This window comes from Stenotrophomonas sepilia (assembly GCF_003244875.1).
Classification (GTDB): domain Bacteria; phylum Pseudomonadota; class Gammaproteobacteria; order Xanthomonadales; family Xanthomonadaceae; genus Stenotrophomonas; species Stenotrophomonas sepilia.
Map to the genome: position 1 here is coordinate 170,171 of NZ_LXXZ01000040.1, position 14,940 is coordinate 185,110.

The 14,940-nt window shown below is 67.8% G+C and carries 9 protein-coding genes; 1 reads left to right on the forward strand and 8 read right to left on the reverse strand.

Translation table 11 applies throughout. The features are described 5' to 3' along the window. Window positions 1-20: 20 nt before the first annotated feature. Together A7X97_RS07320 and A7X97_RS07325 are read right to left on the reverse strand one after the other, a co-directional pair. Window positions 21-2,009, reverse strand: a complete 1,989-nt coding sequence (locus A7X97_RS07320) for a sialate O-acetylesterase (RefSeq protein WP_181503427.1) — start codon at window positions 2,007-2,009, stop codon at window positions 21-23. Continuing rightward, entirely contained in the window at window positions 2,006-4,180 is a 2,175-nt protein-coding gene (locus tag A7X97_RS07325) for an alpha-glucuronidase family glycosyl hydrolase (protein WP_181503428.1), read from the reverse strand. The genes A7X97_RS07320 and A7X97_RS07325 overlap by 4 nt, the downstream gene beginning before the upstream one ends. A 92-nt stretch (window positions 4,181-4,272) precedes the next feature. On the opposite strand from A7X97_RS07325, the gene A7X97_RS07330 reads away from it, so the two are divergent. Further along, entirely contained in the window at window positions 4,273-5,331 is a 1,059-nt protein-coding gene (locus A7X97_RS07330) for a LacI family DNA-binding transcriptional regulator (RefSeq protein WP_181503429.1), read from the forward strand. Window positions 5,332-5,339: 8 nt separating this feature from the next. Here A7X97_RS07330 and A7X97_RS07335 read toward each other — a convergent pair whose 3' ends face one another. The 6 genes from A7X97_RS07335 to A7X97_RS07360 form a co-directional block, all read right to left on the reverse strand. Continuing rightward, complete coding sequence (locus A7X97_RS07335; protein WP_111007736.1) at window positions 5,340-7,898, reverse strand: glycoside hydrolase family 3 protein; 2,559 nt, start codon at window positions 7,896-7,898, stop codon at window positions 5,340-5,342. Then, the gene (locus tag A7X97_RS07340; protein ID WP_111007737.1) at window positions 7,895-9,304 is read right to left on the reverse strand and encodes a sugar porter family MFS transporter; all 1,410 of its coding nucleotides are present in this window, start codon (window positions 9,302-9,304) and stop codon (window positions 7,895-7,897) included. Before A7X97_RS07340 ends, A7X97_RS07335 begins: the two co-directional genes overlap by 4 nt. A 31-nt stretch (window positions 9,305-9,335) precedes the next feature. Beyond that, complete coding sequence (gene xylA / locus A7X97_RS07345) at window positions 9,336-10,670, reverse strand: xylose isomerase (protein WP_111007738.1); 1,335 nt, start codon at window positions 10,668-10,670, stop codon at window positions 9,336-9,338. A gap of 43 nt (window positions 10,671-10,713) precedes the next feature. Next, the gene (xylB, locus tag A7X97_RS07350) at window positions 10,714-12,207 is read right to left on the reverse strand and encodes a xylulokinase (RefSeq protein ID WP_111007739.1); all 1,494 of its coding nucleotides are present in this window, start codon (window positions 12,205-12,207) and stop codon (window positions 10,714-10,716) included. 164 nt (window positions 12,208-12,371) lie between these two features. Beyond that, the gene (locus A7X97_RS07355) at window positions 12,372-13,904 is read right to left on the reverse strand and encodes a tryptophan halogenase family protein (RefSeq protein ID WP_111007740.1); all 1,533 of its coding nucleotides are present in this window, start codon (window positions 13,902-13,904) and stop codon (window positions 12,372-12,374) included. Window positions 13,905-13,915: 11 nt separating this feature from the next. Then, the gene (locus tag A7X97_RS07360; RefSeq protein WP_111007741.1) at window positions 13,916-14,938 is read right to left on the reverse strand and encodes a cupin-like domain-containing protein; all 1,023 of its coding nucleotides are present in this window, start codon (window positions 14,936-14,938) and stop codon (window positions 13,916-13,918) included. Window positions 14,939-14,940: the final 2 nt, after the last annotated feature.

A 14,940-nucleotide genomic window follows, 5' to 3' on the forward strand; every position in this document is an offset into this window, starting at 1 on the left:
GGACTGCGTGGACAACGTCATCATCGTCGGGCCTCGGCTTCGGCAATGGGGAGTTCGAACGGGCCGGCCGGCGCCCCGCTGCGATCGCGCAGCGTGCACACCGGGCCATCGGCCCAGCAGTAGCGGACGTGCGTTGCGTGCGTCGACCGCGGGCCGCGCAGCAGGATCCGGCGCGCATCCAGTTCGGCTTCGGCGTACTCGCAGTGGTGCGCATGGCCCCTGGCCTCGCACAGTTCAAAGCCGATCGGACGCAGTGCGCCGGTCGCGGTGAGCGCGCCTTCGACATCCTCGAACGCAATGGCGACGGCCGTGGGCGTCCGCACGGCGGTGACCGCCCGCGGCCCTGACGGTGCCAGACCCTTCTCGCCGTACACCACCTGGCGGGCCACGCGCGCCAGGCGGCGCCCGAGCTCCTGCTTGTTCGGTGGGTGGATGTCGTAGGCATCTCCGATGTCGATGGCGATGGCGAGCCCGCTCTGCGCATCCTCGGCGGCGACGCGCCGCTGCGACTCGCGCACCTGCGCCCAACCGCTGTCGGCGGGCGCAACCGGTGGCTGGCCATAGCTGGCCAGCTGCACGAGCAGCAGTGGCGTGCGCGCACCGAACTGACGCCGCCAATCGTCGCGCAGCGCACGCAACCGCGCCGCGTACGCCGCGCCATCACCGGTGTTCGATTCACCCTGGTACCACAGCATGCCGCGCAGCCCGAAAGCGCCGAGCGGTGCGATCATTCCGTTGTACAGCGTCGACAGCCCGGTGGCGGCCTGCCAGGGGGCAAATGGCGGCGCCTGTTGGCCCGGCGCGACCCGGTACTTCCACGGACCCTGCAGTGCCACCCGCTCACCGTTGTCGAACTGCAGGCCGTATGCCGTGGCGGGGCCGGCCAGGCCGCCTTCGCCGTAGGTGTCCAGCACGTTGACCGCAATGCTGTTGGATCCTGCCTTCAGCAGGCCACGTGGCAACGGGTAGCGCCTCTTGCCGGCGCCGTACTGGCTGCCGACGGCGACCCCGTTCACCCAGGTCACGTCCACCTCGTCGGCCGATGCCAGCTCCAGGGTCGCGCCGCGTGCAGCCTGTTCAGCGCTCAGCATCACCTGCGTGCGATACCAGACCATGCCGTTGTAGTCGGCAAGCGCGGGCTCGTTCCAACGCTCCCATGCGCCCAGTGTGGCCGGTGCGCGCGGCCATCCTCGGTCATCGGCATCCGCGCGCCATGGGGCGTCGCCGGGCGGCGTGCCCTCGCGTGTGGCCCACCAGTGCTGCCAGTAGCGGCCCCAGGCTGCGCGTGCCTCCAGCGGATCACGCGCAGACCGCGCGAGGATATCGAGGGGCTCGTCCAGGCCACCCTGCTCTCGCAGTGCACCCACGCTGGTCCAGGCCTCGATCCGAGAGCCGCCCCACGCCGCCTCGATCAGCCCCATCGGCACGTCGACGGTGCGCTGCAGTTCGCGCGCGAAGTAGAAGCAGGTGGCGGAGAAATCGCGCACCGTATCAGGCGTTGCCGATGTCCAGGCAGTGCTGCCGTTGAAGCTCTCCTGTGCCTGCACGGCGGCGTGCTGCGGCACGGTGAACAGCCGGATCCGTGGCATCGTGGCTGCGGCGATCTCGCTGGCTGCGTTGAGCGAGCGCCACACCGGCAGCTCCATGTTCGACTGGCCCGAGCACAGCCACACGTCGCCGACCAGCACGTCGCGCGCCATCTCCCGACGTGTCCCAGCGTTTACCTCCAGCGTGTACGGACCGCCCGCGGCCACCGGGGGCAGCGTCGCCTGCCAGCCGCCTGCGGCGTCCGTCCGGGTGCTTACCGCCTGCCCGGCAAACGTCACGGAAACCGGCTGCCCGGGGCTTGCGTGCCCCCAGACCGCAATGGGCCGGTCACGCTGCAGGACGGCGTGATCGCTGAACAGCGGATGCAGCAATCCCTTCACTTCCCGCGCCGCAGCCGGCACCGCAAACCCGGCCATGGCCACCAGCATCAGCGCATGACCAACCGCTCCGAACCTGCTCATCGGCCATCCCCCGGTGCGAACGGAAACTGCAACGCCTGGTAGTACGACAATGGCTGCGGCGGTGGCCGTTCGCCGACGGGCAGCGGCCGTCCGCTGAGTGACTGGAAGTACGCCACGCTGGCGTCACGCCACCATTGTGCTTCGTCGTGCTGGATCTGCAGGAACGCCGCGACGTGCCGATGCCGCTGCGGATCGATCCGGTCGCGCAGGCCGGCCCAGGTCGCCTGCATCGACTGCACCTGGCGCACGCCGCGCGAATAGCGCCCGACCAGTTCCTCCCAGAGCGTCCTGCCCGAGCGCATGCGGCGGTCCCACGGCACATGATGGAACCACAGCAGCAGCGACTCGGGCACCCGCTCGGGGTCGCCATAGACCTCGGCGACCTGCGGGGCGTACTGGCCCACGGCGTTGCTTCCGCTGGCGCTGCGGTCAAAGCCGATGCCCTTGCTATCGGCTCGGTGGTAGTAGACCGACGTCCAGTCCGCACGCGGGCCGCCGTCCACCCAGGGGCCGGGGCCGTAGTGATGGCCGCGTGCCATGAGGTGATGCAGGCCCAGCGGCGTCATGTAATCCACTGCCGCCTCGCGCGAGTCCATCATCATCCGCACGATCGGGCCGGTCACCTGCGGGTCGGGCGAGAAGGTCAGCGCTGCCCAATCTTCGGCAATCGCGCGCGCGGATTGCTGCGGGTTCCATGCCAGTCTGCCGAAGGCGTACCAGTTGGCCTGGTCGAAGTGCGAGCCACTCCAGGTACGGTCCATGCCGATGTTGGCGACGCCGGCGATACCGGTCAGTGCGTGGCCCTCCAGCGAACCATCGACCACGCGGGCAACGGTGGAGCCTTCGCCGCGGGCATGCGTGTCGGCCTGCAGCACTTCCTCGTAGAGCGTTCCCAGGTAGACCAAGTGCGTCGCAAAACCCAGATATTCCTTGGTGATCTGCAGTTCCATCATCAGCGGCGTGCGTGGCATCGCGCCGAACAGCGGATGGAACGGCTCGCGCGGCTGGAAGTCGATGGGGCCGTTCTTCACCTGCACGATCACGTTGGGCCGGAAGGCGCCGTCCAGCCCGACAAACTCGCTGTACGCCTGCTTGGCGCGATCTTCGGGGACCTCGTGCGAATACACGAAGGCCCGCCACATCACCACGCCGTTGTAGGGCGCCAACGCGTCGGCCAGCAGGTTGGCGCCGTCAGCATGGGAACGACCGTAATCCTGCGGGCCGGGTTGCCCCTCCGAGTTCGCCTTGACCAGGAAGCCGCCGAAATCCGGAATGTGCGCATGGATCTCATCGACCTTGTCGCGCCACCAGCGCCGCACGCCGGGATCCATCGGGTCAGCCGTCGCCAGGCCGCCGAGCTCGATGGGCGCACTGAAGCGTGCGCTCAGGTAGACCCGGATGCCATAGGGGCGGAACAGATCGGCCAGCGTGGCGGCCTTGGCCAGATAGGCCGGCGACAGGCTCAGCGCATTGGCGTTGACGTTGTTGAGGACGGTGCCGTTGATGCCGAGCGAAGCGTTGGCACGGGCGTAGTCGGTGTAGCGCGGGTCACGCCATTGCGGCAACGTCTGCCAGTCCCACAGCGAGCTGCCCGCATAGCCACGCTCGACGTAGCGGTCCAGGTTGTCCCAATGGTCGAGCACACGCAGTGTGACCCGCGGCGACTCCCGAACGTCCAGCCCCTGCAGCGGCATGCCACGCTGCAACAGGCGCAGCAGGTGGAACGTGCCATACAGCACGCCGACATCCCGGCGTGCCGCCACCAACAGCACATCGCGCCCCTCGGTCCGGACCTGCCGGATCAGGAAGCCCTCGTCGCCCAGCGTGACAACCTCGTTGCCGATCGCGGCGACCAGCGCCGAGGACTGCGGCGTACCCAGCACCAGGGCATGGCCAGTACTGATTGCCGTTCGCATTGGCGGCGCCGCTCCGAGCAATCCAGAAAGGCTCCGCGCAAGCTCGTCGCGGGTGGCGCGCTGCATTGGCGTGCGATCCGGGGCCACCACTTCGGCCAGTTGCCGCCGGTAATCGGCAGCGACCGTTGCGGCAACCGGCTGGTAGCGCATCCACAGCGCATAGCCATCCTCCGCCCGTGCCCCGCCAGCACAGGCCAGCAGTGCGAGCACGGCGCATAGGTGCGTGCCGACAGCACGCAACAACGGCGTTAACATGCGCCTTTGTAGACTACGTCCGGACCCGGGGCGGCGCATCATCGTCCTTCGCACCCGCGCGGCAGCGCCACCAAGAACAAAGGGATCGTGCATTGGACAAGCCGAAGAAATCGGTTCGCCGCAGAACCGCAGGCGTGACGATCGACGAGGTTGCGGCCCTTGCCGGCGTTTCGCCGATGACCGTGTCGCGGGTGATCAACCAGGGCAAGGTGCGCGACGTCACCCGCGAGCGCGTGCTGCGCGCCGTGCGCGAGCTGGGCTATACGCCCAATCTTGCCGCCAGTTCGCTGGCCGCCGCACAGCACACGCGCATTGCGCTGATCTACACCAACCCCAGCGGCGCCTACCTGCGCGAACTGCTGGTGGGCCTGCTGCGCGTCGCCTCCAGTTCCGCCATCCAGCTGGTCATCGACTACTGGGACAAGCTGGATGCCGAATCCGAACGCAAGGCGGCGCGCGCGCTCGCCGGACGCGTCGACGGGGTGATCCTGCCGCCGCCCCTGTGCGAATCGCAGGCCGCCGTAAACGAACTGGTCAAGGCAGGCATTCCGGTCGTGGCCATCGCATCGGGGCGCCTGAGCGAGGCCCTGTCCTGCGTCCGCATCGACGATTTCAGTGCCGGCAAGGAAATGACCGATCACCTGCTTCGGCAGGGACACACCCGCATCGGTTTCATCCGTGGGCGCGATGACCTGAGCGCAAGTGCGCTCCGTTACGACGGCTTCGTCACCGCCCTGCGCGAGGCCGGGCTTGCGGTGGAGCCTAGCCTGGTCCAACACGGTGACTACACCTACCGGTCCGGCCTGGCTGCCGCCGAAAAGCTGTTGTCCCAACGCCGCCCACCGACCGCGATCTTCGCCAGCAACGACGACATGGGCGCTGCCGCCATATCCGTCGCGCACCGACGCGGGCTGGAAGTGCCGCGCGACCTGTCGGTCGTGGGATTCGATGACACCTCGGCCGCCACTACCGTGTGGCCGGAACTGACCACGATCCACCAGCCCATCGCCTCGATGGCCAACGCGGCCGTCGACATCCTGCTGCGCACCATCCGCCGTCCGGCGGCGGACGCAACGGTGCTGCGCGATCATGTGATGCCGCATCGGCTGATCGCACGCGATTCGGTCGCCGCCCCGCCCCGGCGGCGGTAGCGCAGGCATCATGCTCCGCATCCGAGGGTGACCTCGGCTTCGTTCAGCGCACCCAGCGCGACGCGTGACACGGAAATCGTCATCGCATCGCCCGTCGCCACCGACCACGGTCGGTCGATCGCGTCCAGCTTGGCGCCCGCCCTGGCCAGGCACTTCAGCGGCACGCCGACGCGCTTCCACTGGCCCTGTGGAAGCGCCGCCAGCGCCGGCCCGATGGCGATGCGCGCCGAGCAGCCCACGCCGCAACCGACCGACAGCCACGCCTCACCCTTCGGGGCTGCGTCCACCCGCAGCGTGGTCAGCAGCATCAGGTCGCCGTTGGATTCGCGCTGCAGGTCCAGCGTCGTGTGCGACTGCAGTGCCGCGACGGCTTCGCCATTGCCCGACCAGGCCAGGCGTCGTCCATCCTCCTGCGCCAGATGATCCACGCCGGTGATCTTCAGCCGATCATCGGGCAATGCGTCCGGCACGCGGGTCACGGTCAGGCCCTGGCCAGCAGCATCCTCGAGCCGCAGCGCCATGCCAGGGCCTGCGTCGCCGCGCGCAAAGAACACGCCGGTCGCGCCCTCGTTGCCGGTCACGCCCGATGCCTCCGGCAGCGCGGCCAGGTCGCCGTTGTCGGCGTAGGTCAGGCCGAAGCCGAACGCAAACAATGGATCGTAGTCCTTTTGGCCCACGTTGTTGGCGTACTGGGTGGCAGTGCGCGGCCAGCTGAAACTGAGCTTGCCCTTGAAATCGTGCTGCACGCGTCCATCGCTTCCGCGCAGCAGCACATCGGCAATCCCGGCGCCTTCCGAACCCGGCAGCCACGCAGCCACGAAGGCATCGGCGGCATTGATTTCCCGGTTCACCCAGAGCGGCCGCCCGCTCAGGAAGACCGCGACAACCGGTATGCCATCGGCCTTGAGCCGCTTGAGCAGCGCCAGGTCCGTTTCGTTGCCGGGCTTGTAGGCCAGCGTCGGCCGGTCTCCCTGGAACTCGGCATAGGGGTCCTCGCCAAACACCACCACCGCCACATCGGGCTTCACTGCGTAGCGACCGTCGACGGAAAGAACGGCTTCACCCCCTGCCGCCCTGGCCTGGCGCGCGATGCCCTCGTAGATCGTGTCCGCATTGGGGAAGTCCTTGCGGGTGGTGCCGGTGCCCTGCCAGTTGAGCGTCCAGCCGCCGGCCTGCTTGCCGACATCGTCGGCACCGTCGCCGGCGACGAGGATCCGCTGCTTCGGCGACAGCGGCAGGAGGCCGTTCTGGTTCTTCAGCAGGACCAGCGATTCGCGCACGGCCTGCCGGGCAACCGCGCGATGTGCCGGCGCGCCGATCAGTGCGAACTGCCCGCCGACGGCCCGCGTGGATGGCCTGCCGGCCTCGAACAGCCCAAGGCGGAACTTGACCCGCAGGATCCGGCGCACCGCATCGTCCAGGCGTTGCGGCGTGATCCGCCCATCCTTCACCGCAGCCAGCGTCGTCTCGTAGAAACCCTTCCAGCTGTCCGAGGCCATCGCCATGTCCAGGCCCGCGTTGATCGTGGCCGGGCAGTCTGTAGTGGTGCAACCCTTGACCTGTCCATGACCATTCCAGTCACCCACCACGAAGCCACCGAAGTTCATGCGGCCCTTGAGTACATCGGTAAGGTAGTGCCGGTGCCCATGCATCTTTTCACCGTTGACGCTGTTGAACGACGCCATCGCGGTCTGCGCGCCGGCGGCGATTGCCGGCGGATATCCGGCGGCGTGGATGCGCACCAGATCTGACTCGCTGATGCGGGTGTCGCCCTGGTCCTTGCCGTCAGTGGTGCCACCGTCGCCGAGGAAATGCTTCACCGAGGCGATCACATGGCGGCCATCGAGGAACTCCGGGGTTCCCACCCTGCCCTGCAGCCCCTCCACCATGGCGGCGGCATAGCTGGCCACCACGTCCGGCGATTCGGAGTAGCCTTCGTAGGTGCGTCCCCAGCGATCATCCTGGGGTACGGCAACGGTCGGCGCGAACGTCCACTCCATGCCGGTAACGCGGGTCTCCAGCGCGGTGATGCCACCGATCTGCCGCAGCAGCTCCGGATTGCGCGTGGCGCCCAGCCCGATGTTGTGCGGGAACAACGTGGCGCCAATAATGTTGCTCTGCCCGTGCACGGCATCGATGCCGAACAGCAGCGGAATGGGCTTGCCGCCTTTCGACGTGTCCATCGAGGCGTCGTAGAAGGCGTCGGCCAGCGCCAGCCATTCGGCCGGCGAGGCGTCATAGCGGCCACTGGGATCGGAGTTGCCACCGGCCAGGATCGAGCCAAGCCGGTAGCGGCGCACATCGTCGGGGGTGACGCTGGCGATGTCACCCTGCACCAGCTGGCCGACCTTTTCCTCCACCGTCATGCCGGCCATCAGGTCGGTGATGCGCTTCTCCAGCGCCGGGTCCGCAGCCAGGGGCCAGATGACCTCCGGCCAGGGATCCTTGTCGGTGGCTGCGGCGGCGGCAGCCCGGTCCTGGCCGCGGCAGCCGAGCAATCCCAGCATCAGTGCGGCGACCAGCGCGCCGCTGCGGATGACGAAGGCCTGCGATGTCATGGTGCTCATCCTTCCATCTGCTCCAGTTCCTTGCCCTTGGTCTCGTGCACATGCCGGACGACGAAGATCACCGAGATCACGGCAGCCACCAGGTAGATGCCGTAGGTGGCCGCCAGCCCTGCCGCGGCCAGCAGCATCGGGAACGTCACCGTGACCACGAAGTTGGAGGTCCACTGCGCCGCGCCGGCGACTGCCAGTGCCGAACCGCGGATCTGGTTCGGGAACATCTCGCCCAGCATCACCCACATCACCGGTCCCCAGGACAGATTGAAGAACACGACATAGGCATTGGCCGCCACCAGTGCCAGCGTGCCCATGCGGCCGGGCAGCTGCAGATGCCCGTCGGCCAGCGAACCGCTGGCAAACGCCACCACCACCAGTGCAAGCGACAGCGACATCCCGGCCGAGCCGAACCACAGCAGGGGCTTGCGGCCGATCCGGTCGATCAGCAGCACGGTGACCACGCAGGCACCGATGCTCAGTGCGCCGGACAGCACGTTGATCAGCAGCGCGTCGTTCTCGGAAAAGCCGACTGCCTGCCACAGCACCGCGCCGTAATAGAACACCACGTTGATGCCGACCAGCTGCTGGAAGCAGGCCAGCCCGACGCCGACCCACACAATCGGGCGGATCCGCCCGGTCGCCCGGCTCTTCAGATCGGACAGGCGCGGGCGATGATGGTCGTTGGACAGCGAGGCATCGATCTCCTCGAGCGTGGCCCTGGCCTTGTCGCTGCCCAGCAGCCGGGTCAGCACCCGCAGGGCGTCTTCCTTGCGCCGTTTCACCACCAGGTAGCGCGGGCTCTCCGGAATGGTCAGCAACAGCAGCAGGAACACCAGTGATGGCGCGGCCTGCATCCAGAACATCCAGCGCCAGGCGGCCTGCCCGCCCCATAGCGGTTCGGTCGACGCGCCCGCTGCGGCCGCCAGCAGATAGTTGGACAGGAAGGCGGCAGTGAGGCCGGTGATGATCGCGATCTGCTGCACCGTTGCCAGGCGACCGCGGTAACGGGCCGGAGCGACCTCGGCAATGTAGGCCGGCGAGATCACGCTGGCTGCGCCGACCGCGAATCCACCCACCACCCGCGCCGCAATGAACCAACCCGAGGAGACCGCCGCCCCGGCACCGAGTGCCGACAGCAGGAACATCACTGCCGACAGGATCAACACGTTGCGACGGCCCAGGCGGTCGGCCAGCCGGCCAGCACTGAACGCGCCCACCGCACAGCCCAGCAGCATCGACGCGATCTCGAAGCCCTGCATCCACTCGCCGGACCGGAACGCCCGGTGCAGGCCATCCTGGGTGCCATTGATCACGCCGCTGTCGAAGCCGAACAGAAAACCGCCAATCGTCGCCACCACGCTGATCAGTACGATCAGCCGCGTGTTCTCACCGCTGCCTGCTGCCTGGTTCATCCCCATCCCCTTGAGTGCACCGTTGCCGCGCTCAGCGCAGCAGATACTGGTTGAGCAGGTTTTCGTAACGCTCCTGCTTGCCGCTGGCCTGGTGCGGTTCGCCGAGGCGGGCGGCCAGTGCCGCCAGGTCCGGCAGGCTGAGCGTGCCACGCTCGAAATCCTGGCCGGCGCCGGAATCGAAGCTGGCGTAGCGCTGCGCACGCCATTGCTCCCACGGCGACTCGGTCAGCAGTGCATGGGCAACCTCCAGCCCGCGTGCGAACGCATCCATGCCGCCGATATGGGCAATGAACAGATCCTCCAGGTCGGTCGACTCACGGCGCACCTTCGCATCGAAGTTCAACCCGCCCTCCAGCCCGCCCTGGCGCAGCACGACCAGCATTGCGCCCACGGTGTCGTACAGATCGCTGGGGAACTGGTCGGTGTCCCAGCCGTTCTGGGCGTTGCCGCGATTGGCATCGATGCTGCCGAGCAGGCCATGATCGGACGCGACCTGCAGGTCGTGCTCGAAGGTATGGCCGGACAACGTGGCGTGGTTGGCCTCGATGTTGAGCTTGAAGTCCTTGTCCAGCCCGTGTTCCTTCAGGAAGCCCACCACCGTGGCACTGTCGAAGTCGTACTGGTGCTTCATCGGCTCCATCGGCTTGGGCTCGATCAGGAAGTTGCCCTTCAGCCCGATGCTGCGGCCATAGTCGCGTGCCATGGTCAGGAAGCGCGCGAAATGCTCGATCTCCCGCTTCATCTGGGTATTGGCCAGCGACGCATAGCCTTCGCGCCCGCCCCAGAACACATAGTGCTCGCCACCGAGTTCGACCGTGGCCTCCAGGGCGGCCTTGACCTGCACGGCTGCACGCGCGACCACCGCGAAGTCGGGATTGGTCGATGCGCCGTTCATGTAGCGCGGGTGCGAGAACAGGTTGGCCGTGCCCCACAGCAGCTTGACGCCAGTGGCCTCCTGGCGTGCCTTGGCCAGGCCCACCATATGCGAGAGGTTCTTCTGGTACTGGCCGATGTCGTCGGCATCCGGCGCCAGGTCGATATCGTGGAAGCACCAGTACGGCACGCCCAGCTTGGTGAAGAACTCGAACGCCGCGTCCACCTTGGCTTCTGCCGTGGCCAGTGGCGAGGCGGCCTCCCACGGGAACTGCCGGGTGCCCGGGCCGAACGGATCGTGCCCGGCATTGCAGAAGGTGTGCCAGTAGCACACGGCGAAGCGCAGATGCTCCTGCATGGTCTTGCCACCGATGACCCGGCTGGCATCGTAGACCTTGAAGGCAAGCGGATTGTCCGAGCCCTTGCCCTCGAACGGAATGCGGCCGACGCCGGGGAAGTACTCCTTGGCGCCGATGAAGGGCTGCGTGCTCATGGTGCGTGCTCCTGTCGTTGTACGGGGTGTCGTGGAGGAGCCATCAACCGCGCTGCAGCGGCGTGATGGCATCGAGATGACTGAGGAAGCGTGCGTAGGCCCGTGCATAGGCATCGCTGCGATCCGGATCCGGTCGTGCGGACAGCGCGGGATCGACGGTGACGTGCCGTGCGGTGATGTCGCTGATCGAAGTGGCGTTGCCCTGCGATCGGGCGAGCGCCCACAGCGCCTGCAGCGCCGCTCCAAACGCCGCACCCTCGGCCTGCACCGGGACCTCCACCGGCAGGCCGAATACATCGGCCACCAGCTGACGCCAGGCAGCGCTGTTGCTGCCGCCGCCGGTGAGCACGATGCGATCGAACTGCATGCCCGCGCGGACGAAGGCGTCGTAGCCGTACTTCAGGCTGTAGGTCGCGCCCTCCATGGCGGCGCGGTACACATGCGCCGGGGTGAAATTGGCAATGTCCAGGCCAGCCAGCACCCCCTTGCCGAGCGGCAGGTCAGGGGTACGTTCGCCATTGAGGAACGGCAGCATCACCAGGCCCCCTGCCCCCGGCGGCGTTGCGCGAAGATGCGCGTCGCCGTCGCGGCTGCTGAAACCGAAGGCGCTGGCCACGCGTTCAGTGGCCACGGTGCAGTTCATGGTGCAGATCAGCGGCAGCCAGCCCCCCGTGGACGAGCAGAACGCCGCCCACGCGCCATCCGGATCGATCACCGGCGAGCCGGAATACGCAAACAGCGTTCCGGAGGTTCCCAGGCTCATCGCCAGCCGCCCTTCCGTGACGCAGCCGGTGCCGATCGCCGCCATCATGTTGTCGCCGCCACCAACGGCCACCTTCACCGCCGCTGCAAGCCCGAGCGCGGCCGCGGCCTCCGGCGCGATATCGAACAGGGCATCGGGCGCAGCGATCGGCGGCAGGCAGGCAGCAAGATCACGATCAGGATCGGTGGCGCGCAGCAGTTCCTGCGACCAGGTGCGCGTGCGCACGTCCAGCCAGCCGGTGCCGGACGCGTCGCCAAGCTCGCAGAACCGCTGCCCGGTCAACACGAAATTCAGGTAGTCGTGTGGCAGCAGGATGGTCACCAGCCGCGCATAGGCGTCGGCACGGTGGGTGCGGGTCCAGGGCAGCTTGGACGCTGTGTAGCCGGCCAGGATCGGGTTGCCCGCCAGCGTTATGGTTCGTTGGAACCCGCCCACGGCGTCCATGATCTGGATGCATTCGGCCGAGGTGCTGGTGTCGCACCACAGCTTGGCCGGTGCCAGCACCTCGCCAGCATCGTCAACTGGCACGAATCCATGCTGCTGGCCCGATACCGCCAGCGCAACGATGCGTGCGCGCAGCGAGGGATCGATCCGGGCAAAGCAGTCGCGCAGGGCCGACACCCAGTCGGCCGGCGCCTGTTCACGGCTGCCATCGGCACCGCTGTCCAGCGCGAGCGGCGCGCTGGCCGAGGCCACCACCGCCTGCTTCCGCGGGTCATAGACCAGCACCTTCAGGCTCTGCGTCCCTGCATCGATCCCTGCAACCAGACCCATCGAAACCGCCTCCGATCAAAAAAAGGTAGCGCTAACATTCCGTGGACTCAAAAAGGGGGCGTGGTGTCCGGCCCCCTCGTTGCCACCGCGCGCGTCATCGCCCGCGGTGTTGCCGCACTGTAACCAGCCGCAGCGGAAAAAGCGTGCTGCAACGCAAAACCCTGCTACGCGCTTGCTTCCGTCGAACGCCACACGTCCACGCCGGACCTGCAGTACTGCGCGATGAACTCCGCCTGCGCCGGCATCTGCGCGGCGGCCTGCTGCACAGGCCGTTGGATGCCCTTCAACAAGGTGCGCAGATCGACATCACTCACGGCCCGCGCCAGCGGGTGCGCAGGACCGGGCGCGATGCCCTGCCCGAGCAGCACGCTGGTCCAGGATTCGACGCGGAACAGCTCGCCGGGGTCCTGCCACGCATGCGCACGCTCGCGCCACGCCTGCAGCCGATGCTGCAGCGACTCGGGCACGCGCGTCTCGCGACAGGCCTTCCACATCGGTTCGCTGCGCTGCGTGGCGTGGTAGTGCAGGATGATGAAGTCGCGCACGTGCTCCATTTCCTGGCGGCTGACATCGTTGTACAGCTGCACCAGCGATGCACTGATGCCGTCGAACGGGAACAGCTGGATCAGCCGCACCACTGCGCTGATCGTCAGATGGATGCTGGTCGACTCCAGTGGTTCGATGAAGCCGCTGGCCAGCCCGAGCGACACCACGTTCCTGTTCCAGGCCTTCAGCCGGCGTCCACTGCGGAACGGCACCTTCCATGGATCGCGCAAGGGTGGAGCCCCGGCATCGCGCAGCAGTTTCGCGGCGGCCTCGTCATCGGACAGATGGCGGCTGTCATACACCAGCCCGCAGCCAACGCGGTGCTGCAGCGCGATGTGCCAGCGCCACCCCGCCTCGTGGGCGATCGCCCGGGTATAGGGCGCCGGCGGCGCCACCGCTTCGGTCTGCACCGCCACGGCCCGGTCGCACGGCAGCCATTCGTGCCAGTCCTCGTAGCCGGTGCACAGTGCCTGCTCGATCAGCAGGCCGCGGAAGCCGGTGCAGTCGATGAACAGATCGCCCTCGATCACCTGGCCGTCGTCCAGCACCAGCGCCTGCACCGAACCGTCGTGCGCGTGCTGCCTGACCTGGGCGATCCGGCCTTCGATCCGGCGCAGGCCGTGGGCCTCGGCCCTGCCGCGCAGGAACCGCGCATACAGACCGGCATCGAAGTGATACGCATAGCTGGCCTGCGGCTGGGTGTGCAGCGAAAAGCGGTCGCCACGCGAGGCGATGCTCTCCAGGCAGAAGTCGCCCAGGTCCGAGGGCATGCCGCGGCGCAGGCTGTCCAGCCAGAAGTGATGGAAGGGGGCCGCCCAGGTGCCATGGCCGATGGTGCCGAACGGATGGAAGAAGCGATCGCCCGGCAGGCGCCAGTTCTCGAACGAGATCGACAGCTTGAAGGTGCCGGCCACCGCGCGCAGGAACTCCTGCTCGTCGATCTGCAGGAAGCGGTGGAAGGTGCGGATCGGCGGCACAGTGGACTCACCGACACCGACCGTGCCGATCTGCTCGGACTCGACCAGCGTGATCTGCAGCTGGTCACGGAACTGGTGCGCAAGCGCGCAGCCGGCCAGCCAACCCGCCGTACCGCCACCGGCAATGACCACCTTGCGGATGCGCCCTGAAGGCGTGCTCTGGGTATCCAACATGGTGCCCTCTCTCAACGGTTGAGCCTGCCCAGCAGCATCGCGCGCATGCGGCGGGCGCGCTGCTCGTCGAACGGTGCCAGATCCCCGCGCGCGGCGTCAGGCAGGTGCTGCCCCGCGCGTTCGCCAGGGCCGAATGCGTAGTAGCGGAAGAGCCCTTCCCAGGCCTGCTTTTCGCGCGCCGGCAGATCACGCACGGCCCACATCGCGTGGTGCAGCGCCGCCAGCGCGGATCCCAGCCAAGTCGGCGAGCTTCGCCACCAGTAGTTCACCAGCACGTTGAACGGTTCCAGGCTGCGTACATGGTGCCACCACATGCTGGGAATGAAGATCGCATCGCCGGGCCCAAGCACCGCGCGGCGCGCGTGCGCCACCGCCTCGCGGAAACGTGGATGCCGATCGAAGTCGGGCTGTTCGAAGTCCACCACGCTGACCACCTGTCCCCCCGGCGTGGGATCGAGCGGGCCCGGATACAGATTGTCGATCTGGTCGGGCGGGAACAGGGTGAACTCGCGCTGCCCCACCGCGCAGCAGGCGAGGTTGTCGGGTGTGTCGAAATGGCACGAGGCCGTCACCCGGTTGCCGATCCAGATGCTGGCGGTGGCGTCGATGCCCTGCTTGGCCAGACCGGCGTCGTTGGCCTGCGCGAATGCCGGCAGCAGTGCCCGCGCGATCGGCAGCGAGGCCACGTAGTAGGTTGGCGGTTGCGGTGCATGCAGCGTCATGGCGATCTCTTCCAGCACCTGGGCCAGCCCACCGCGCCGTACTTCGAAGTTCAACCGGGTGAAGTCCGCGCTGTAGAACGGGCGTCCCCCGATCTCGGCGCCGCCGAACGAGTACTGGATGGGCGCACCCGCATCGACGCTGCACAGGTACGCCATTGCGTCCTGCACCCCGCCCAGCCCGGCCTGGACCAGTGGCCAATCGGTGGCGATGCCACGCAGTACGACCGGCTCACCGGCCTCCACCAGGGCAGCCAGTGGCAAGGCCGCAGGATCGATCCCTTCCAGGATCCGCATCGGCAGGCTGGCGTGCACCG

Coding starts and splice junctions, on each gene's coding strand:
- A7X97_RS07320 (WP_181503427.1), bottom strand. CDS start 2,009: ATGAGCAGGTTCGGAGCGGTTGGTCATGCGCTGATGCTGGTGGCCATG.
- A7X97_RS07325 (WP_181503428.1), bottom strand. CDS start 4,180: ATGTTAACGCCGTTGTTGCGTGCTGTCGGCACGCACCTATGCGCCGTG.
- A7X97_RS07335 (WP_111007736.1), bottom strand. CDS start 7,898: ATGAGCACCATGACATCGCAGGCCTTCGTCATCCGCAGCGGCGCGCTG.
- A7X97_RS07340 (WP_111007737.1), bottom strand. CDS start 9,304: ATGAACCAGGCAGCAGGCAGCGGTGAGAACACGCGGCTGATCGTACTG.
- xylA (WP_111007738.1), bottom strand. CDS start 10,670: ATGAGCACGCAGCCCTTCATCGGCGCCAAGGAGTACTTCCCCGGCGTC.
- xylB (WP_111007739.1), bottom strand. CDS start 12,207: ATGGGTCTGGTTGCAGGGATCGATGCAGGGACGCAGAGCCTGAAGGTG.
- A7X97_RS07355 (WP_111007740.1), bottom strand. CDS start 13,904: ATGTTGGATACCCAGAGCACGCCTTCAGGGCGCATCCGCAAGGTGGTC.